The sequence below is a fragment of the Streptomyces sp. NPDC005963 genome, from assembly GCF_040638655.1.
Taxonomy (GTDB): domain Bacteria; phylum Actinomycetota; class Actinomycetes; order Streptomycetales; family Streptomycetaceae; genus Streptomyces.
The window spans coordinates 67,809-86,334 of sequence record NZ_JBEXVD010000012.1 but is presented as its reverse complement, the minus strand read 5'-3'; the positions used below and the strand labels follow the sequence as shown (position 1 = coordinate 86,334).

Here is an 18,526-nt window from a genome sequence, read left to right as displayed (position 1 = left end):
GACTCTTTCATGGTCTTCCCAAGTGCTTCCTATTTCCGTAACTGAATGAGTACGCCCCGAAGTGTTTTGGTGGCAGAATCCCGCACTTGGGGTCTCGGGGGTGACCCACTCTGTGTACGAGTCCGCAGCGGACCGAACGAGACATATGGCGAAGGATGGGGAGGGTGGGAGTCGTGACCGCAGGCGAGTCGTGGGCCGCAGGGCCAGGGGGCGGTTCCGTGGTGCGGCGCATCCTGTTGGGTTCCCAGCTGAGGAGACTGCGCGAGTCGCGCGGTATCACCCGTGAGGCAGCCGGCTACTCGATCCGCGCATCGGAATCAAAGATCAGCCGTATGGAGTTGGGCCGGGTGAGCTTCAAGGCGCGGGACATCGAGGATCTGCTGACGCTCTACGGGGTCGCCGACGACGTGGAGCGCGAGTCTCTGCTCGGCCTCGCCAAAGAGGCCAATGTGGCCGGTTGGTGGCACAGCTACGGCGATGTGCTTCCTGGCTGGTTCCAGACCTACGTGGGACTGGAGGCCGCCGCCTCCCACATCCGGCTCTACGAAGTGCAGTTCGTCCACGGGCTGCTCCAAACCGAGGCGTACGCCCATGCCGTGGTCACCCGCGGTCAGCCCGGCGCCCGACAGGCGGACGTCGACCGACGCGTCGCGCTGCGCCTGGAGCGTCAGAAGCTCCTCGTCTCCGAGCGTCCGCCCGAGGTCCACGCCGTCCTCGACGAGGCGGCCCTGCGCAGGCCCTACGGGGATCGCGCAGTGATGCAGGGGCAGTTGAAGCATCTGATCGAGATCTCGGAGCAGCCGAACGTCACGCTCCAAGTGATGCCCTTCAGTTTCGGTGGCCATGCGGGCGAGAGCGGTTCCTTCTGCATGCTCCGATTCCCCGAATCGGATCTGTCCGACATCGTCTATCTGGAGCAGTTGACGAGTGCGCTCTATCTGGACAAGCGCGAAGAAGTCGCCCAGTACGACCGGGTGATGAAGCGGCTGCAAGAGGACAGTCCCGACCCGGCGGAGAGCCGTGATGTTCTCCGTGGTCTACTCCAACTCACATAAAGCGCAAGTATAGTGACGTGTCATCAGGCACGTTTATGTGAGGTTCCGACGACGGGTGAGGAATCGAGTCCTATGTCCCTGTTCACCGATCTGGCCTACCAGTACATCGATGGCGAGTGGAGGCCCGGTAGCGGCTCCTGGGACATCATCGATTTCAATCCCTATGACGGGGAGAAGCTCGCGTCCATTACCGTGGCCACGGCCGCGGAGGTGGACCAGGCGTACCGTGCTGCCGAGCGTGCGCAGGTGGCATGGGGTGAGACCAGCCCCTACAGCAGGCGGGCCGTCTTCGAGAACGCCCTGCGCATCATCGAGGACCGGGAACAGGAGATCACCGAGGCGATCATCGCCGAACTGGGCGGTACGTACCTCAAGGCCGGCTTCGAACTGCACCTCGCCAAGGAGTTCCTGCGCGAGGCCATCCAGTTGGCCCTGCGCCCCGAGGGCCGGATCCTCCCCTCCCCGGTGGACGGCAAGGAGAACCGCGTCTACCGACTGCCCGTCGGGGTCGTCGGAGTGATCAGCCCCTTCAATTTCCCGTTCCTCCTGTCGATCAAATCGGTCGCCCCCTCCCTGGCCCTGGGCAATGCGGTGGTCCTCAAACCGCACCAGAACACGCCTATCTGCGGCGGCGCCCTGGTGGGCAAGGTTTTCGAGGATGCGGGCCTGCCGCCCGGACTGCTCAATGTCGTCATCACCGACATAGCCGAAATCGGCGATGCATTGATCGAACACCCGGTGCCCAAGGCAATCTCCTTCACCGGTTCCGACAAGGTCGGCCAACACGTCGCCATGGTCTGTGCAGCCAATTTCAAACGCGCCATCCTGGAACTTGGCGGAAACAGCGCGTTGATCGTCCTCGATGACGCGGATATCGACTATGCAGTGGATGCGGCGGTCTTCAGCCGATTCGTGCATCAGGGACAGGTCTGCATGGCGGCCAATCGGGTGCTGGTGGACCGCACGGTGGAGAAGGAGTTCACCGAGAAGTTCGTGGCCAAGGTGCGCACGCTCAAGGTCGGCGACCCTTCGGACCCCGCGACCCACATCGGCCCGCTGATCAACCCCCGACAGGCCGACGCGGTCAATTCGCTGGTGGCGCAGACGGTGGATGCGGGTGCCACCGCCCTGCTGCGGGGCACAGCCGAAGGCAATCTCGTGGGGCCTTCCGTGCTGACCGGCATCGCCACCGATTCCCCCGTACTCGGACAGGAGATCTTCGGGCCGGTGGCGCTGATCGTGCCGTTCGACGGGGAGGACGAGGCCGTGCAGATCGCCAACGACACTCCGTACGGACTGAGCGGCGCGGTGCACACCGCCGACATCGAGCGGGGCGTCCGGATCGCCAAGCGCATCCACACCGGGATGATCCACATCAACGACAGCACCGTGCACGACGAGCCGATCGTGCCCTTCGGCGGTGAGAAGCACTCCGGCAGCGGCCGACTGAACGGCGAGTCGATGATCGAGGCGTTCACCACCCAGAAGTGGATCTCGGTGCAGCACGGTCGTTCGCACTTCCCGTTCTGACCGCGGCGCCCACGCCGAACGGGCGCATGTCGCACAGGCCCATGTCGCACAGGCCCGTGTCGCATGGGCCCGAGTCCTGACATGGTGTGCGTCCTCATGAGGCGCGCTGTTGACCGCCCACGCGGCTCGCTCCCGACGATGAGCGCCGAGTATCTGCCCGGAGGGCATTGAGGACCGAAGTTGTCCTCAATGCCCTCTAGCGTTTGCGGTGTCATCAGGAAGGCACCAGCCTCTCCTGGAGAGTCAGGTTCCCCTCTGGGGGCCGGAAGGGCGGACACCATGGTGACCCACGTACCCGCGGAGACTCCGGGCGACGAGCGCGGAGCACTACTGCTCTTCGCCGAGGCGCAGCGAGGGGCGATTCGGCGATCGGTCATCGGACTCACCGAGGAGCAGGCGGCGAGCCGTCCGAGCGCGAGCGAGATGTCGCTGTCCGGTCTGCTCAAGCACGTTGCCGAGACCGAGTTGAACTGGCTGCGGATGGCCCAGCAGCGGCCGAACGAGAAGGAGCGTACGGAGGAGACCTGGGCGGACGGCTTCCGGCTGGTCGACGGCGAGACCATTCCGGGCGCGCTCGCCTTCTGGGATTCGGTCGCGCAGGAGACCGAGGAGTTCGTCCGCGGCGTGCCCAGCCTGGACGACACCTTCCCGCTGCCGGAGGCCCCCTGGTTCCCCAAGGAGGGGCGGGTCTCGATGCGGTGGCTGATGCTCCACCTGGTGGAGGAGATCGCGCGGCACGCGGGGCACGCGGACATCATCCGGGAGTCCCTGGACGGCGCATCCGCCTTTGACCTGGTCGCCCTGGAACAGCAGTCGGCCGCCCGTTAGCTCTGCCCCCGTTAGCTCTGCCCGTCCACTGGTTCTGCCCGTCTGCGTGCCCGTCCGGATCGAACCGGTCGGGCACGCCTCGGTTCGGGCAGACTTATCTCAGCCGAGCAGGTCCGAGCCTGTGGCACCCGGTGCGAGGTGCAGGACCGCCAGCCGGTCCAGATCGTCCCGTACCGCCGTGCGCTCCTGTGGTGTCAGCGTGATGTCCGCCGCCCGCTCCAGGAGCCGGTGTGCGAGGGGCGCGTCGCCGAGTCGATGGGCGATGTCGCCGCGCAGGACCAGCAGTCTCAGCAACTGGGTCGGCGTCGGCTGCTCGTCCGTCAGCCCGAGCACCCGATCGAGGATCTTGGCTGCTCCCGGGAGATCCTGTTTGGAGTCGGCGTAGAGGTCGGCCGTGTGCAGGGCCCGGCCGAAGGTGTCCTTCGGTGCGGGCCGGTGGTGCCCACCGCCCGTGTCGATGCTCTGGCCGATGCGGAGGGTGTTCCCGGTGGGATCGGTGATCAGGAACTGGCGCACCCCGTACGACATGTTCTTGAGCGGTCCGATGCGGGGCAGTCCGCGGGTGGGGATCTTGCCGTGGGCGGCCTTCAGTCCGTCGCGGAACGACGCGTGGAGCGCATCCACGTCATCGGTGAGGATGTAGCAGCCGGAGTGGGAACCGGCGGGGTCGTACTCCTTCATTCCGTAGAACTGGAGTTCCACGGAGCCGCGCTGGACCACGGCGTACGGATAGGGGCTCCGCTGGTGGAAGGTCGTTTCGAATCCCAGGGCGGTGTAGAAATCAACCACGGCCTGGATGAGCTCGGAGCGGCACGGGAGGAGCGGAATGGCCTTCTCGGTCATGCTTGCAGCGTAGTCAAGTTTGAATACACTAGTCAAAGTTGTTGAGAGGGGTTTCGGTCGATGTCAGCGATCCGTCTGCTGGTTCTCGGAGCCGTGCGCCAGCACGGACGGGCGCACGGCTACCAGGTCCGCAACGACCTGGAGTTCTGGGGGGCGCACGAATGGTCCAACGCCAAGCCCGGCTCGATCTACCACGCGCTCAAGCAGATGGCGAAACAGGACCTCCTGCGCGCCCATGAGGTGGCCCCCTCCACGGTCGGTGGCCCGCCCCGCACGGAGTACGAGCTCACCGACAAGGGCAGCGAGGAGTTCTTCCGGATGCTGCGGGAGTCCCTGACCGCCTACGACGAGCGGCTCGACGTCCTGTCCGCCGCGGTGGGCTTCATCGTCTACCTCCCCCGGGCCGAGGCGGTGGAACTCCTGAAGGAACGCATCCAGGGCATCGAGGACTGGCGCTCCTCCGTCACCGAGTACTACACCCCCGAAGCCGGTCCCGAATCGCTCGGTCACATCGGGGAGATCATGAGCCTCTGGGTGGCGTCCGCCGACTTCGGCGCCGAATGGACGCGCGGTCTGATCGAGCGCATCGAGCGCGGCGCGTACACCTTCGACGGAGAGGGCGAGGTCTTCCGCGCCGTCCTCGCCGAGGGCGTGGAGAACCCCTACGCGACCGGCGAGGTCCACGCCGAGGACGAGCGCTAGCGCGCCCCGCCCTCCCGAGGGCCGGTGCGCGCGAACGCCCCGGGCCCCGCTTCAGTGGTGGAACGCCGTCGCCTTCGCGATGTCGGTGTTCAACGGCCCCGGCTGCTTGCGCAACTCCGGCAACAAATGGTCGAGGTCTTCCGCGAGGAGGTCCGCCAGATCCGCGGAGAAGCCGTTGCGGCAGACCACCCGCAGGACGGACAGGTCCTCACGGTTCTTCGGGAAGGTGTACGCGGGGACCAGCCAGCCCTGCTCGCGCAGCCTCCTGGACACGTCGAAGACGTCGAAGCTCTTCAACCCGGGCGCCGTGGTCACGGCGAACACCGGGAGTTCGTCGCCCCGTGTCAGCAACCGGAACTCGTCGATCGAGGCGAACCGGTCAGAGAGCTTGCAGGCGACGTCGCGCGAGGCTTGCTGAACCGCGCGGTAGCCCTCCCAGCCCAGTCTGAGGAAGGTGTAGTACTGCGCGACGACCTGCGCGCCCGGGCGGGAGAAGTTCAGGGCGAAGGTGGGCATGTCCCCGCCGAGGTAGTTGACCCGGAAGACGAGTTCCTCGGGCAACTCGTCCTGCGAGCGCCACAGGGCCCAGCCCACCCCGGGGTACACGAGGCCGTACTTGTGCCCGGAGGTGTTGATGGACGAGACCCGGGGCAGCCGGAAGTCCCAGATCAGGTCCTCGTCGAGGAACGGCGCGACCATGGCGCCCGACGCCCCGTCGACATGGACGGGAACATCGAGGCCGGTCCGCTCCTGGAGCGCGTCGAGGGCGGCACAGATCTCCTGAACCGGCTCGTACGACCCGTCGAAGGTCGAGCCGAGGACGGCCACCACACCGATGGTGTTCTCGTCGCAGAGGTCCGCCGCCGCCTGGGGGTCGAGGTGGAAGCGGTCACCCTCCATCGGCACCAACCGGGGCTCGACCTCCCAGAAGTTGCAGAACTTGTCCCAGCAGACCTGGACGTTGATGCCCATGACCAGATTGGGGCGGGCCGTCGACGGATAGCGGTCGCGGTTGCGCGCGGCCCAACGCCGTTTGAGCGCCATCCCCGCGAGCATCGCCGCCTCGCTGGAGCCTGTGGTGGAACAGCCGACCGAAGCGGCGGGATCCGGGGCGTTCCACAGGTCCGCGAGCATGGCGACGCAGCGCCGCTCCAACTCCGCCGTCCGCGGGTACTCATCCTTGTCGATCATGTTCTTGTCCCGGCACTCACCCATCAGTACCCCGGCCTGCGGTTCCATCCAGGTCGTGACGAAGGTGGCGAGATTGAGCCGGGCGTTCCCATCGAGCATGAGTTCGTCGTGGACGATCCGATACGCGGTCATCGGCGGCATGGGCCCGTCGGGCAGCCGGTGGGTGGGCGGCGCGGACGTCATTCCGCTGACCGGGTCCGCCTCGCCGAAGAAGGGGTTCAGCATCCGGCTGCGCGGCTCCTCGTCGGAGGCCGATCCCTTGTCGCGTGGGCTGTTCACGCCCCGGTGGAGTGACATCCGCCTCGCCGCCTTCCGGTCCCCGCGCGTCGGGGTGTTCCTTCAGGTCAGGCTCGTACGGCGGCCCTCCACCCGCAACGCGGGACGGCCACCCGGGGGCGACCACCCGGCCGGGGTCACTCCGCGGTGACCTTGGCGAGGAACGCGTCGAGGTTGCCCAGGCTCCGCGCGGACTTCTCGGCGAGGGTGAGGCTCTCCTCGTACCGTGCCATGCGGAGCTTCGGCTGGCGCTTGCCCCGGATGTAGAGCGAGCAGGCCAGATCGGCGCAGACGTACAGCCCGACCGTGTTGCCATCGCGACCCCGGGCTCCGCTGAGGGGCGCCACCAGGAGGTTCACCCCCGACGATGCATGGCTGGTGAGGCAGATGCCGCAGATGCTGGTCTTGACCGCGCTGGTGCGACCGGCCGCGGGTACGCGCAGGGTGATGCCCAGCGGGCCGGTGTCGCGCGGCACGACGATGTACGCGCGCAGCGGCGCAGCCGGGTCGATCCAGCCGAGGAAGTCCAGGTCCTGCCAGGGGAGCTCGTGGAAGTCGGCCGGGAGCTTGAGCCGGCCCGCCTCGCCTTTGGAGCAGTTCACCAGGGACGTACGAATCTGTTTTTCGGTCAACGGTTCCACTGGGGGACCGTACCCAAGCCCACCGCGGTGTGACATCGGGTTTTTCGGGGCGCCGACGCCTTCCTCCATGGAGGCAGCGCCCTTCCGTGCGCGCCGTGACTCACCGTGCGGGCGGCGAGTTCCGGTCAACCGCGCGGTGCGATCACCGCCGCCGTACCGTAAGCACAGACCTCTGTACCCACATCAGCCGCTTCCGTCACATCGAAGCGGAACATCAGCACTGCATTGGCTCCCCGTACCCTGGCCTGCTCGATGAGCCGGTCCATCGCCTGGTTGCGGGTCTCCACCAGCGTCTTGGTCAGCCCCTTCAGCTCGCCGCCGATCATCGACTTGAGGCCCGCCCCGATCTGGCTCCCCAGATGACGGGAGCGGACCGTGAGCCCGAAGACCTCACCGATGATCTGCCGCACCTCGTACCCAGGCACGTCATTGGTGGTGACCACCAGAACGTCCGGGTGGGGTCCCTGTCCACCGCCGAAGTCATCGATGCCCATGCCGTCCGCCTTCCTTGGCGGGGGATTTCCCGTACCGAGGGTTCCCCCATCGATCAACCGTCTCTCTGGCCCCAAGGGAGTTCGTTGGACTTTGCAGGGTTTTTGGGGCTTTCCCGAGAGACCTCTGTCGTACAGCTTTGTACCGGTGCTGGCACAGTGCATCCTGAGGGGGCCGTTGGAACGCCTAGCAGGGCCAATGCGTTGATAGCGTGGGTCGGCGGCCGTCTTCGCCGATCCCCCGATCACCGATCTATGGCAGATCTCTGACTCTTGGAGCCAGGACCTCGTGACTACCCTCGCGCTCGGACCGAGCTGGCTGGACCCGGACTACCTGATCAACACCTTCGGCCTCATCGGCGTCCTGGTCATCGTCTTCGCCGAGTCAGGTCTGCTCATCGGGTTCTTCCTGCCGGGTGACTCGCTGCTGTTCACCACGGGCCTGTTGGTGACCACGGGCACGCTCGACACCCTGCCCCTGTGGGCCATCTGCTCCCTGATCGTCCTTGCGGCCGTCATAGGGGACCAGGTCGGCTATCTCTTCGGGCGCAAGGTCGGACCCGCCCTCTTCAAGCGCCCCGACTCCCGTCTCTTCAAGCAGGAGAACGTCGAGAAGGCCCACGAGTTCTTCGAGAAGTACGGTCCGAAGTCCCTCGTCCTCGCGCGCTTCGTGCCCATCGTGCGGACGTTCACGCCGATCATCGCCGGTGTCAGCCGGATGAACTACCGCTCGTTCATCACGTACAACATCGTCGGTGGCGTGCTGTGGGGCGCGGGCGTCACCCTGTTGGGCGCCATGCTCGGCAAGATCGACTTCGTGCACCAGCACATCGAGAAGATCCTCATCCTGATCGTGCTGCTCTCGGTGCTGCCGATCGTGATCGAGGTGCTGCGCGCCCGCTCCCAGGGCAAGAAGGCCGCAGCGGCAGCCGCCACCACCGGTGACGACGGCAGCCAGGGCCAGGGCCCGGGCCCGGTGCAGCGCGGTCGGCACGCCAAGCGCTGAGCGCCCCGCTCCCGCCCCCACTCCACGACGAATTCTCGCCACGGTCCCCGCGTACGGCTCGTACGCGGGGACCGTGCGTTGGGCCCGGTGTGCGTGGGCGAGCCCCCGGATTGGGGGCGCCGCAAGGCGGGCCTCCAGCGTCGGACCGGGCGTCAGAAGCCTCGCGTACGCTTCGCCGCCCGACGGGGTTCGGCCGTCTCCCCGCCTCGCCGCACCCGCAGGAAGAGACGGGAGATCTCGCCGCCCAGGTTGACCCCGATCGCGATGGCCAGCGCCAGCGCGGCGGCCTTCGACAGCGACGCCAGACCGGTGTTCAGCTCGCCCTGGGCGATGGCCAGCAGACCGAAGTAGGTCGCGCTACCCGGCAGCAGCGGTCCGATCGCCGCCGTCACATAGGGCAGTGCGGAAGCAAATCGATAGCGCGACAGCATCTGTCCGAACAGGCCCACCAGCCCGGCCGCCGCGGCGGTCGCCGCGACCGGCGGCACGTCCGCCGTGTTCGCGAGCGCTCCGTAGATCACCCAGGCGACGCCGCCGTTCAAGGTCACCAGCAGGACCGTGTCCCGTTCCTGTTGGAGCAGTACGGCGAAGCACAGCGACAGTGCCATGGCGGCGAGCAGTTGCACTTCGGGGCGTTCCACGGCGTGCACCGCGGTCTCGGGGGTGAGGCTCGCATCCAGCGCGAGCCCCAGATAGAGCACGCTCAACACCCCGACCACGATGCCGACGATCAAGTAGCCGACTTCCAACAGTCGTGCCGCCGCCGTGATGTAGAAGCCGGTCAGGCCGTCCTGCACGCCGGCGACCAGGGCCCGTCCGGGGATCAGGGCGAACAGCCCACCGGTGATCACCGCGGAGGCCCGCACGTCCAACGGCGACAGGGTGAGGGCCACGCCCATCGCCGCGGGGGGCATCGCAGCCGCCACGAACTGGTAGAACTCCGGCAGCCCACGCCCGGCGAACAGCCAGGCCAGCCGGTCGCCGAGCATGGCCCCGATGGCAGCCGCCAAGAAGACCAGCACATTGCCGCCGACCAGGACGGACGCGGCTCCGGCCAACAGACCGCCGGCGACCGTGAGCGCCCAACCGGGGTACGGGTGCCGATTGCGGCGGATCTCCGCGAGCCGGCGGTACGCCTCCTCCAGCGTCACCCCGGTCTCGGGGGTGCTGATGTCGTGGACCAACCGGTAGACGGCGGCCAGTCGGGTGTAGTCGGTGGCCCTGCGGCGAACCGTCCGGTTGGCGGTCACCGGGTCGTCGACCAGGGAGGGCTGATAGGTGATCGACAGCAGGGTGAAGGTGACGGTGGGTTCGCAGCGGTCGAGCCCGTAGGAATGTGTGATCGCAAACATCGCCGCCTCGACGTCCTCGGCGCCCTCGCCGCCGGCGAGCAGCAGCTCGCCGATGCGCAGGGTCAGGTCGAGTACGCGGGGGACGGCCGGTCCGCCCTCTTCGTGACGCTGAGCGGTCTCGGGGATCGGGCGCTCGCCCACTGGCATCCGCAGCATGGTGCGCATCCGGTCCTGCCAGGGCGCGTCCTTGACCAACCGGACCTCGGCGATGCCCTGGGCCGGGGTGAAGGCCGGCGGCGAGCGGCGGGCGCTGTACGTGCTGGGGGGAGCGAAGGCGGAACCTTCCTGCTCGATCGGGACCTCAGCGGTCGTACCGGCCGGAGCGGAGAACTCCGACGTCGGTTGGTCCTCCTCCGACGCCTCGGTGGCACCGAAGCCGGCCGGTGGGGTGAAGGCCGAATGGGCCTCGTCGGACTGGGGCTTCTCGGTGCCCGGTCGATCCGCGGCCTGGTGCGGCCGACCCGATCCCTCCCGGCCGCGGATCGACCGGGCAGAATCCCGTGCGTCCTCCGGACCCCTTGGTCCGGGGCCCCTTGGACCTCGACCTTCCGGCTCCGCCACCACGTACCGTCCTCGCTCCCTCGGTCACCGCCGGTTCAGGCCCAGTATGTGCGCGAACCCGAAGGCGCGCTGATGTGCACCCTCACCTCCGCGGCAGCCCGCCCCCGGGCCCGTACGCAGGTGATCTGCTGCCCACGCACCACGGGCGGGACACCCCCGAAGGGTGGCCCGCCCGTGGTGGCGTCGTGGTGCTGCGGCGTCAGTGCGCGCCGCCCTGCGCCTCAAGGCGCTTGTAGGAAGCCTCGATCTCGGCCTCGGCCTCGGTCCGGCCCACCCAGTTGGCGCCCTCGACGGACTTGCCGGGCTCCAGGTCCTTGTAGACCTCGAAGAAGTGCTGGATCTCCAGGCGGTCGAACTCCGACACGTGGTGGATGTCGCGCAGGTGCTCGACGCGCGGGTCGGAGGCCGGAACGCAGAGCAGTTTGTCGTCGCCACCCGCCTCGTCGGTCATGCGGAACATGCCGATGGCACGGCACTTGATCAGACAGCCGGGGAAGGTCGGCTCGTCCAGGATGACCAGCGCGTCCAGCGGGTCGCCGTCCTCGCCGAGGGTGTTCTCGACGAAGCCGTAGTCGGCCGGGTAGCTGGTCGAGGTGAAGAGTCGACGGTCCAGGCGGATACGACCCGTCTCATGGTCCACCTCGTACTTGTTCCGCGAACCCTTCGGGATCTCGATGGTGACGTCGAACTCCACGGGTGGCTCCTCCATGATTAACACATACGTCCGGTGATGCTGTGCCCTTCCGGGGACATCCCCGGACCCCCAGACGAGTGGCCGATGGCCCTGACCGGGGGTGCCGTGCTCGCGGCAAGACGCAGTTCTGGTGATTAAGTGTCCCTCACGCAGGTGTGTGATCGCGAAAGGGGCTGGTCGAGGTGCCGGTGGTCAGGACGTGGCAGCTCGCCGCGGGCGCCGCCGTGGTGGGGTTGGCCCTCGCCGCCGGGGCGGTGGCAGCGGCCGGCCCCTGGGACTCCGGCCAGCGTAAGGCCGAAAAGCAGTGGGCGGCTGCACAGAATACGTCAGGTGGCGCAGATCACCGCCGACCGGTCGACCGAGGGCCCGCACCCGCCCCCAGCGCACCCGGTGTGCTCAGCGCGATCGGCACCGCCCGGGCCACGGCCGGGCCGGTGGACGGGAAGGCCGTCGTCGGCCTCGGCAAGGAGTTGGGCGCCCTGCTGCGCGATCCCGGCCTCGGTCCGCTCCGTACCGCCTCCGTCGTCGACGTCTCCACTGGACGACAGCTCTTCGGCCAGGGCGCGGCCACACCGATGCCGCCCGCGTCCACCGTCAAGGTCGCAACAGCGATCGCCGCCCTCACCGCGTTGGGGCCCGAGCACCGCATTCCCACCACCGCTGTGCTCTCCGCCGACGCCCGGGAGTTGACCCTGGTCGGGGGCGGCGATGCCACCCTGAGCCAGTCCGCCCTGGCCACCCTCGCCGACCGGACCGCGAAGGTCCTGCGCGAGCGGTCGGCGACTGCGGTGCGTCTCACCTACGACAAGTCCCTCTACCGGGGGCCGGTCCGACACCGCATCGGGAAGAACGGAAACCTGGCGCCCGTCACCGCGCTGATGGTCGACCAGGGGCGCAAGGACCCCTATGCCACCGGCGACTCGGAGCGGGTCGCCGACCCCGCGGGCGCCGCGGCCAGGGCCTTCGAACAACTCCTTGAGGCCCGTGGGGTCCGTGTGATCACCAAGCCCGTCGCCACCGTCGTACCCCGTACGGCCGAGCCCGTGGCGCGCGTGCTGTCCGCCCCGCTCTCCGCCCTGGTCGAGCGGATGTTGACCGACAGCGACAACGACCTTGCGGAGGCGCTCGCCCGACAGACCGCACTCGCCTCCCGCCAGGAGGCGAGCTTCGCCGGGGCCGGACGCGCGGTGCACCAGAGGCTGGCCGGTCTCGGACTGCCGCTGAAGGGCGCCCGGCTGACCGACGGCAGCGGACTCGACCGGCGCGCCCGCCTCTCTGCGCACCTCCTGACCGCCCTCCTCAGCCGAGCGGCCGATCCGTCGAAGCCCGAACTGCGATCGGTCCTCACGGGCCTGCCCATCGCCGGATTCAGCGGGACGCTCGAATCCCGCTACGCCGACCAGGCCCCCGGGACAGGGCTGGTTCGCGCCAAAACGGGGACGCTCACGGGTGTGAGCTCGCTGGCCGGAACCGTGGTCTCCGCAGACGGTCGGCTGCTTGCCTTCGCCTTCCTCGCCGGCAAGACCCCGTCCCGCGACGAGGCCCAACCGGTGCTCGATCGACTCGCGACGGCCCTCGTCTCGTAGCGCCCCCCGCGGGGTGGGAAGCCGGGACGTCCCCGAGCGCGGGACGGGGCCGATCTCCACTCGCCGCCGGTCAACGGTTCCACCAGGCGGCTTTCATCACCTCACCGCAGCCCGGACCCACCACGTACGGTTGACGCATGACGAGCATCGGTGGTGCCGAGATGGTCGACTGGAATCTCGCGGTGGCGACCGCGACCCGCCTCGTGCGGCCAGGGCCTGACGTGAGCAAGGACGAGGCGCGTGCGGTCGTCGCCGAGCTAAGGCGACACGCAAAGGCCTCAGAGGAACATGTACGGGGCTTCACCCGGATGATCCCCGAGAGCCATCAGCCCGAAGACACCCCCGTCCTGGTGGTGGACCGGGCCGGTTGGATCAAAGCCAACGTGGCGGGATTCCGCGAACTGCTGAAGCCCCTGCTGGAGAAGATGCAGGACCGGCGCTCCGGCGGTCCCGGCGGCGCGGTGCTGGGCGCGGTGGGCGGCAAGGTCACCGGCGTCGAGTTGGGGATGCTGCTCTCCTTCCTCGCCTCCCGGGTCCTCGGCCAGTACGAGACCTTCGCGCCGGCCACGCGTGATCTGCCCGCCGGTTCCAACGGCGGCGGGCGGCTCCTGCTGGTCGCCCCCAACATCGTCCACGTCGAGCGGGAACTCGACGTCGACCCCCACGACTTCCGACTCTGGGTCTGCCTGCACGAGGAGACCCACCGCACGCAGTTCACCGGAGTGCCCTGGCTGCGCGACCACCTCGAAGGCGAGATCCAGTCCTTCCTCGGTGAGACGGAGATGGACCCGATGACGGTCCTGGAACGCCTCCGCGAGGCCGCCCAGTCACTGTCGGGAGCGCGCCCCGAAGGCGAACGGGACGACAGCGGACGGTCCATCGTGGAACTGGTCCAGACACCCGCCCAGCGGGAGATCCTCGGCCGGCTCACCGCAGTGATGTCACTCCTCGAAGGGCACGCCGACTTCGTGATGGACGGCGTGGGCCCGGCCGTGGTGCCCTCGGTGGCCGAGATCCGGGAGAAGTTCCAACAGCGCAGGGCCCGCGGAGCGAGCCGACTCGACCAGGCGCTCCGCAAGCTGCTGGGCCTAGATGCGAAACTGCGCCAGTACCGCGACGGAGAGCGTTTCGTCCGCGCCGTCGTGGAGGAGGTGGGCATGGACGGCTTCAACCGCGTGTGGACCTCCCCCAACACCCTCCCGACCAAGGCGGAGATCGCCAAACCCGCCGACTGGGTTGCGCGGGTGCACCGAAAGGCAGACTCCTAGGCGCGGGAGGGCCGTGCGCCCTCAGGGGGTCGGGGGACGCCCCCCGGAGGGCGCAGCATCACCCATCCGAGGGACCGTAGCCCGTAGATAGGCGTGCGATGCTCGGGGAACGGCTCGGTTCTGTCACCATCGACGCACTCTGAGTGACTTTCTTCCACTCGGAAGCGTTCGAGTCTCAGAACCACCGAAACACCAGACCTCCGAAGCTCCGAAGCTCCCGCTCCGATTCGACCGAGGCACCCCCCATCCTCTCCATGAAGGGCACCGGACATGGGTCCCCATCCAGCGGTCGCGGCGATACGCCTGGCGGTCCGCCGCGTACTCCACGACGTACTCAACGAATATGCCTCCCACCTCGCGCAGGGCACCCCCGCCCCACCCGCCGAGCGTGCGGCGCGCCTGAGCCACGCGGCTGCCGCCGCCTGCGCCACCGCCTCCGTACCGGCGGCGCCCTCCGGAGCGGCGAGCTCCCTGGCGCGCTCCGGTTCCTTCGGCTCCGGACCCCGTGCGCAGGATCCGTACCCCTCCGGCCGTGCCGCCCCCGCCGGACAGCCGCCCCTCGTGCTCGTCGCCTGCTCCGGCGGTGCCGACTCGATGGCCCTCGCCTCCGCCCTCGCCTTCGAGGCCCGCAAACTCTCCGTCCGCGCCGGTGGCATCACCGTTGACCACGGCCTTCAGGACGGCTCCGACCTGCGCGCCGCCGAAGTGGCGGTCCGGCTCTCCTCTATGGGGCTCGACCCCGTCGAAGCGGTCACCGTCGAAGTGGGGCGCGAAGGCGGCCCCGAAGCCGCTGCCCGAGACGCTCGTTACGCCGCACTCGACGAAGCCGCAGAGCGCCACGGTGCCGCCGCCGTGCTCCTCGGTCACACCCGCGACGACCAAGCGGAAACCGTCCTGCTGGGGCTCGCCCGCGGATCCGGCATCCGCTCGCTCTCCGGAATGGCAGCCGTCTCGGGCTCCTCCGGGCGCTACCGCCGCCCCTTCCTCCACATCGACCGGCAGACCGCCCGCAAGGCCTGCATGGCCCAATCGCTGCCCGTCTGGGACGACCCCCACAACGCCGACCCCGCGTACACCCGCTCCCGACTGCGTCACGAGGGCCTGCCCGCCCTGGAGAAGGCGTTGGGCAAGGGCGTCGTCGAAGCCCTGGCCCGCACCGCGCAACTCTCCCGCGACGACGCGGACGCCCTCGACAGTTGGGCCGCCGACGCGGAGGCGTCCGTACGGGACGAGAGCGGCCAACTGGAATGCGCCAAGCTCTACGCCCTGCCGCCCGCCGTCCGACGGCGGGTGCTGCGCCGCGCCGTGATCGACGCGGGCGCGCCCGCCGGTTCGCTCTTCGCCCGCCACATCGAGGAAGTCGATCGACTGATCACCGGCTGGCGGGGCCAGGGCGGCATCAATCTGCCCGGCCGCGTCGAGGCACGCCGGCAGAGTGGCAGACTTGTCATCCGGCAAGGCTGACGCAGTCGCGGCACAAGCACAGCGGCTGAGGTCACCCGGGAACGCTCCCTGAGCCCAGGCAGACACCGCGCTGGGCCCGGGGACACGCCCGGACCCCGGATCGCCAGGCCGTGCTGACCCGGGGGAGCCCCGGAACCCGCTCGAAAGAAAGCGACCGCGTGAACGAGAAGGACATGGGCACCGACCTTCAGTCGGTGCTCATCACCAAGGAAGAGATCGACGCGAAGCTGACGGAGCTCGCCGCGAAGATCGACGCTGAGTACGCGGGCAAGGATCTGCTTCTCGTCGGTGTCCTCAAGGGCGCGGTGATGGTGATGGCAGACCTGGCACGGTCCCTCTCCAGCGCCGTCACCATGGACTGGATGGCCGTGTCGTCCTACGGCGCGGGTACCCAGTCCTCCGGCGTCGTCCGCATCCTCAAGGACCTCGACACCGACATCAAGGGCAAGCACGTCCTGATCGTCGAGGACATCATCGACTCCGGGCTCACCCTGTCCTGGCTGCTCTCCAACCTCGGCTCGCGCGAGCCCGCCTCCATCGAGGTGTGTACGTTGCTGCGCAAGCCGGACGCGGCCAAGGTCGCCATCGACGTGAAGTGGATCGGGTTCGACATTCCCAACGAGTTCGTCGTTGGCTATGGACTTGATTACGCCGAGAAGTACCGCAATCTCCCCTTCGTCGGTACGCTCGCGCCCCACGTCTACGGCGGCTGAGCCAGGAGGGCCGGGCCCAACGGGAACCATGGCCCGTCTCGCGCCGTTGGAGCATGGGAGGGCGGGTTTGTCAGCCGTACCGTGCGGTCACGGTGGCGATGCTGGGGTACCGTCCGAAGAACAGTCTTTTCTCACAGCAGCATTTACCTACGGGCAGGAGGGACGGGGCGAATCCGCTCCGTATGGATGGACGTGAAGCGATACTTCCGTGGGCCGGTCATGTGGATCGTGCTGGCCGTCCTCGCCGTGGTCGTGTTGATGAATGTCGTCGGCTCGTCCGGCGGCTACAAGACAGTGGACACCGGCCAGGTCGTCCAGGCGATCGACAAGAACCAGGTCGACCAGGTCAAGCTGACCACCGGCGACGAGCAGATCATCAAGGTCGACCTGAAGGACGACGTCAAGGTCAAGGGCAGCAACAAGATCCAGGCGAGCTACATCGGCACCCAGGGCGCCGATCTCGCCGACAAGCTTCAGACGAAGTACGAGGCCGGTGACATCGAGAAGGGTTACACCGTCTCGCCGTCGAAGCAGAGCCCGTTCATCTCGGTGCTGCTTTCCCTGCTGCCCTTCGTGCTGATCGTCGTGGTCTTCCTGTTCCTGATGAACCAGATGCAGGGCGGCGGCTCCCGAGTCATGAACTTCGGGAAGTCCAAGGCCAAGCTGATCACCAAGGACACCCCGAAGACGACCTTCGCCGATGTGGCGGGGTCCGACGAGGCCGTCGAGGAACTCCACGAGATCAAGGAGTTCCTCCAGGAGCCGGCCAAGTTCCAGGCGGTCGGCGCCAAGATTCCCAAGGGCGTGCTGCTGTACGGCCCGCCCGGTACGGGCAAGACGTTGCTCGCCCGTGCCGTCGCCGGTGAGGCCGGCGTCCCGTTCTACTCGATCTCCGGTTCCGACTTCGTCGAGATGTTCGTCGGTGTCGGTGCCTCCCGAGTGCGCGACCTCTTCGAGCAGGCGAAGGCGAACGCTCCGGCGATCGTCTTCGTCGATGAGATCGACGCCGTCGGACGGCACCGCGGCGCCGGTCTCGGCGGTGGACACGACGAGCGGGAGCAGACGCTCAACCAGCTCCTCGTCGAGATGGACGGCTTCGACGTGAAGGGCGGCGTCATCCTGATCGCCGCCACCAACCGGCCTGACATCCTCGACCCGGCGCTGCTGCGGCCCGGCCGTTTCGACCGGCAGATCGCCGTCGACCGTCCGGACATGCAGGGCCGTCTGGAGATCCTCAAGGTTCACCAGAAGGGCAAGCCGGTCGCTCCGGACGTGGACCTGGGCGCTGTCGCCCGGCGCACGCCCGGTTTCACCGGCGCCGACCTGTCGAACGTGCTGAACGAAGCCGCGCTGCTCACCGCGCGCAGCGACAAGAAGCTCATCGACAACCACGCGCTGGACGAGGCGATCGACCGTGTGGTCGCGGGCCCGCAGAAGCGGACCCGCATCATGTCGGACAAGGAGAAGAAGATCACCGCGTACCACGAGGGCGGTCACGCCCTGGTCGCGGCGGCTTCACCGAACTCCGACCCGGTGCACAAGATCACGATCCTCTCCCGCGGTCGGGCCCTGGGTTACACCATGGTCCTGCCGGAAGAGGACAAGTACTCGACCACGCGCAACGAGATGCTCGACCAGCTGGCCTACATGCTGGGCGGGCGCGCGGCCGAGGAGCTCGTGTTCCACGACCCGACCACCGGCGCTGCGAACGACATCGAGAAGGCCACGGCAACGGCCCGCGCGATGGTCACGCAGTACGGCATGACCGAGCGGCTCGGTGCGATCAAGTTCGGCGGCGACAACACCGAGCCCTTCCTGGGCCGGGAGATGTCGCACCAGCGGGACTACTCCGAAGAGGTCGCGGCACTGGTCGACGAAGAGGTCAAGAAGCTCATCGAGACCGCCCACAACGAAGCGTGGGAGATCCTCGTCGAGAACCGTGACGTCCTCGACAACCTCGTTCTCGAACTGTTGGAGAAGGAGACGCTGGGCAAGGAGCAGATCGCGGAGGTCTTCGCGACCATCGTGAAGCGTCCGGCTCGCCCGGCGTGGACCGGGTCCTCCCGTCGTACGCCTTCGACACGCCCTCCGGTGCTCTCGCCGAAGGAGTTGGCCCTGACCAACGGGGCGGTGGCGGGGAACGGCTCCACGCCGACCGAAGCCGCGCCGGGTGTCGAAGCAGTGCCGGAAGAGCGTCCGGAGAGCTGATGCCGCGAGCGGTGTCGCTCTGATCACACCGCTCTCAGGATGGCTGCCGCGTCCCCCCAGGTTTTAGCCTGGGGGGACGCGGCATTTGTATGACCGCAGGCCAGAGCAAGAGGAACG

At 68.2% G+C, this 18,526-nt stretch carries 16 protein-coding genes; 10 read left to right on the top strand and 6 right to left on the bottom strand.

The window, feature by feature from the left end; all coding sequences use genetic code 11:
* The first annotated feature begins 173 nt into the window (after window positions 1–173).
* The 3 genes from ABZ348_RS18320 to ABZ348_RS18310 all read left to right on the top strand — a co-directional run bounded on the left by ABZ348_RS18320 (window position 174) and on the right by ABZ348_RS18310 (window position 3,413).
* Window positions 174–1,055 (top strand): helix-turn-helix transcriptional regulator, encoded by an 882-nt coding sequence (locus tag ABZ348_RS18320; protein WP_358934169.1) that lies wholly within the window; start codon window positions 174–176, stop codon window positions 1,053–1,055.
* A 72-nt stretch (window positions 1,056–1,127) separates the two neighbouring features.
* Window positions 1,128–2,585, top strand: a complete 1,458-nt coding sequence (locus tag ABZ348_RS18315) for an aldehyde dehydrogenase family protein (RefSeq protein ID WP_358934167.1) — start codon at window positions 1,128–1,130, stop codon at window positions 2,583–2,585.
* Between the two features lie 279 nt (window positions 2,586–2,864).
* On the top strand, window positions 2,865–3,413 hold the full coding sequence (locus ABZ348_RS18310) for a DinB family protein (RefSeq protein WP_358934165.1): 549 nt from the start codon (window positions 2,865–2,867) through the stop codon (window positions 3,411–3,413).
* 99 nt (window positions 3,414–3,512) lie between these two features.
* Here the strand turns inward: ABZ348_RS18310 and ABZ348_RS18305 are convergent, their stop codons facing one another.
* Window positions 3,513–4,256: a VOC family protein gene (locus tag ABZ348_RS18305; protein WP_358934164.1), complete on the bottom strand. Its 744-nt coding sequence runs from the start codon at window positions 4,254–4,256 to the stop codon at window positions 3,513–3,515.
* A 60-nt stretch (window positions 4,257–4,316) separates the two neighbouring features.
* Here ABZ348_RS18305 and ABZ348_RS18300 point away from each other — a divergent pair, with 60 nt between their 5' ends.
* Complete coding sequence (locus ABZ348_RS18300; protein WP_358934163.1) at window positions 4,317–4,958, top strand: PadR family transcriptional regulator; 642 nt, start codon at window positions 4,317–4,319, stop codon at window positions 4,956–4,958.
* A gap of 51 nt (window positions 4,959–5,009) precedes the next feature.
* Here ABZ348_RS18300 and ABZ348_RS18295 read toward each other — a convergent pair whose 3' ends face one another.
* The 3 genes from ABZ348_RS18295 to ABZ348_RS18285 form a co-directional block, all read right to left on the bottom strand.
* On the bottom strand, window positions 5,010–6,446 hold the full coding sequence (locus tag ABZ348_RS18295) for a glutamate decarboxylase (RefSeq protein ID WP_358934162.1): 1,437 nt from the start codon (window positions 6,444–6,446) through the stop codon (window positions 5,010–5,012).
* A gap of 116 nt (window positions 6,447–6,562) precedes the next feature.
* Window positions 6,563–7,066: an FBP domain-containing protein gene (locus ABZ348_RS18290; protein WP_358934161.1), complete on the bottom strand. Its 504-nt coding sequence runs from the start codon at window positions 7,064–7,066 to the stop codon at window positions 6,563–6,565.
* A 125-nt stretch (window positions 7,067–7,191) separates the two neighbouring features.
* Window positions 7,192–7,560, bottom strand: coding sequence for a YbjQ family protein (locus tag ABZ348_RS18285; protein ID WP_329021756.1), 369 nt, complete (start codon window positions 7,558–7,560; stop codon window positions 7,192–7,194).
* Window positions 7,561–7,846: 286 nt separating this feature from the next.
* Here ABZ348_RS18285 and ABZ348_RS18280 point away from each other — a divergent pair, with 286 nt between their 5' ends.
* A complete protein-coding gene (locus tag ABZ348_RS18280) occupies window positions 7,847–8,563 on the top strand; it encodes a VTT domain-containing protein (protein WP_358934159.1) in 717 nt (238 codons plus the stop codon).
* A gap of 152 nt (window positions 8,564–8,715) precedes the next feature.
* Here the strand turns inward: ABZ348_RS18280 and ABZ348_RS18275 are convergent, their stop codons facing one another.
* Window positions 8,716–10,398 (bottom strand): threonine/serine exporter family protein, encoded by a 1,683-nt coding sequence (locus ABZ348_RS18275; RefSeq protein ID WP_358934311.1) that lies wholly within the window; start codon window positions 10,396–10,398, stop codon window positions 8,716–8,718.
* Between the two features lie 277 nt (window positions 10,399–10,675).
* Complete coding sequence (locus ABZ348_RS18270) at window positions 10,676–11,170, bottom strand: inorganic diphosphatase (RefSeq protein WP_108151010.1); 495 nt, start codon at window positions 11,168–11,170, stop codon at window positions 10,676–10,678.
* 182 nt (window positions 11,171–11,352) lie between these two features.
* On the opposite strand from ABZ348_RS18270, the gene dacB reads away from it, so the two are divergent.
* The 5 genes from dacB (at window position 11,353) to ftsH (ending at window position 18,409) form a co-directional block, all read left to right on the top strand.
* Window positions 11,353–12,756, top strand: coding sequence for a D-alanyl-D-alanine carboxypeptidase/D-alanyl-D-alanine-endopeptidase (gene dacB / locus ABZ348_RS18265; protein WP_358934158.1), 1,404 nt, complete (start codon window positions 11,353–11,355; stop codon window positions 12,754–12,756).
* Between the two features lie 137 nt (window positions 12,757–12,893).
* A complete protein-coding gene (locus tag ABZ348_RS18260) occupies window positions 12,894–14,024 on the top strand; it encodes a zinc-dependent metalloprotease (RefSeq protein ID WP_358934156.1) in 1,131 nt (376 codons plus the stop codon).
* 270 nt (window positions 14,025–14,294) lie between these two features.
* Entirely contained in the window at window positions 14,295–15,488 is a 1,194-nt protein-coding gene (gene tilS, locus ABZ348_RS18255; protein WP_358934154.1) for a tRNA lysidine(34) synthetase TilS, read from the top strand.
* A 173-nt stretch (window positions 15,489–15,661) separates the two neighbouring features.
* Window positions 15,662–16,201 (top strand): hypoxanthine phosphoribosyltransferase, encoded by a 540-nt coding sequence (hpt, locus tag ABZ348_RS18250; protein WP_358934309.1) that lies wholly within the window; start codon window positions 15,662–15,664, stop codon window positions 16,199–16,201.
* A gap of 186 nt (window positions 16,202–16,387) precedes the next feature.
* On the top strand, window positions 16,388–18,409 hold the full coding sequence (gene ftsH, locus ABZ348_RS18245; protein ID WP_358934152.1) for an ATP-dependent zinc metalloprotease FtsH: 2,022 nt from the start codon (window positions 16,388–16,390) through the stop codon (window positions 18,407–18,409).
* Window positions 18,410–18,526 lie beyond the last annotated feature (117 nt).

Excerpts from the sequence above, each read along its gene's own strand:
- ABZ348_RS18315 (WP_358934167.1), top strand. The coding sequence starts at position 1,128 with ATGTCCCTGTTCACCGATCTGGCCTACCAGTACATCGATGGCGAGTGG.
- ABZ348_RS18310 (WP_358934165.1), top strand. The coding sequence starts at position 2,865 with ATGGTGACCCACGTACCCGCGGAGACTCCGGGCGACGAGCGCGGAGCA.
- ABZ348_RS18305 (WP_358934164.1), bottom strand. The coding sequence starts at position 4,256 with ATGACCGAGAAGGCCATTCCGCTCCTCCCGTGCCGCTCCGAGCTCATC.
- ABZ348_RS18300 (WP_358934163.1), top strand. The coding sequence starts at position 4,317 with ATGTCAGCGATCCGTCTGCTGGTTCTCGGAGCCGTGCGCCAGCACGGA.
- ABZ348_RS18295 (WP_358934162.1), bottom strand. The coding sequence starts at position 6,446 with ATGTCACTCCACCGGGGCGTGAACAGCCCACGCGACAAGGGATCGGCC.
- ABZ348_RS18285 (WP_329021756.1), bottom strand. The coding sequence starts at position 7,560 with ATGGGCATCGATGACTTCGGCGGTGGACAGGGACCCCACCCGGACGTT.
- ABZ348_RS18260 (WP_358934156.1), top strand. The coding sequence starts at position 12,894 with ATGACGAGCATCGGTGGTGCCGAGATGGTCGACTGGAATCTCGCGGTG.
- tilS (WP_358934154.1), top strand. The coding sequence starts at position 14,295 with ATGGGTCCCCATCCAGCGGTCGCGGCGATACGCCTGGCGGTCCGCCGC.
- hpt (WP_358934309.1), top strand. The coding sequence starts at position 15,662 with ATGGGCACCGACCTTCAGTCGGTGCTCATCACCAAGGAAGAGATCGAC.
- ftsH (WP_358934152.1), top strand. The coding sequence starts at position 16,388 with ATGGACGTGAAGCGATACTTCCGTGGGCCGGTCATGTGGATCGTGCTG.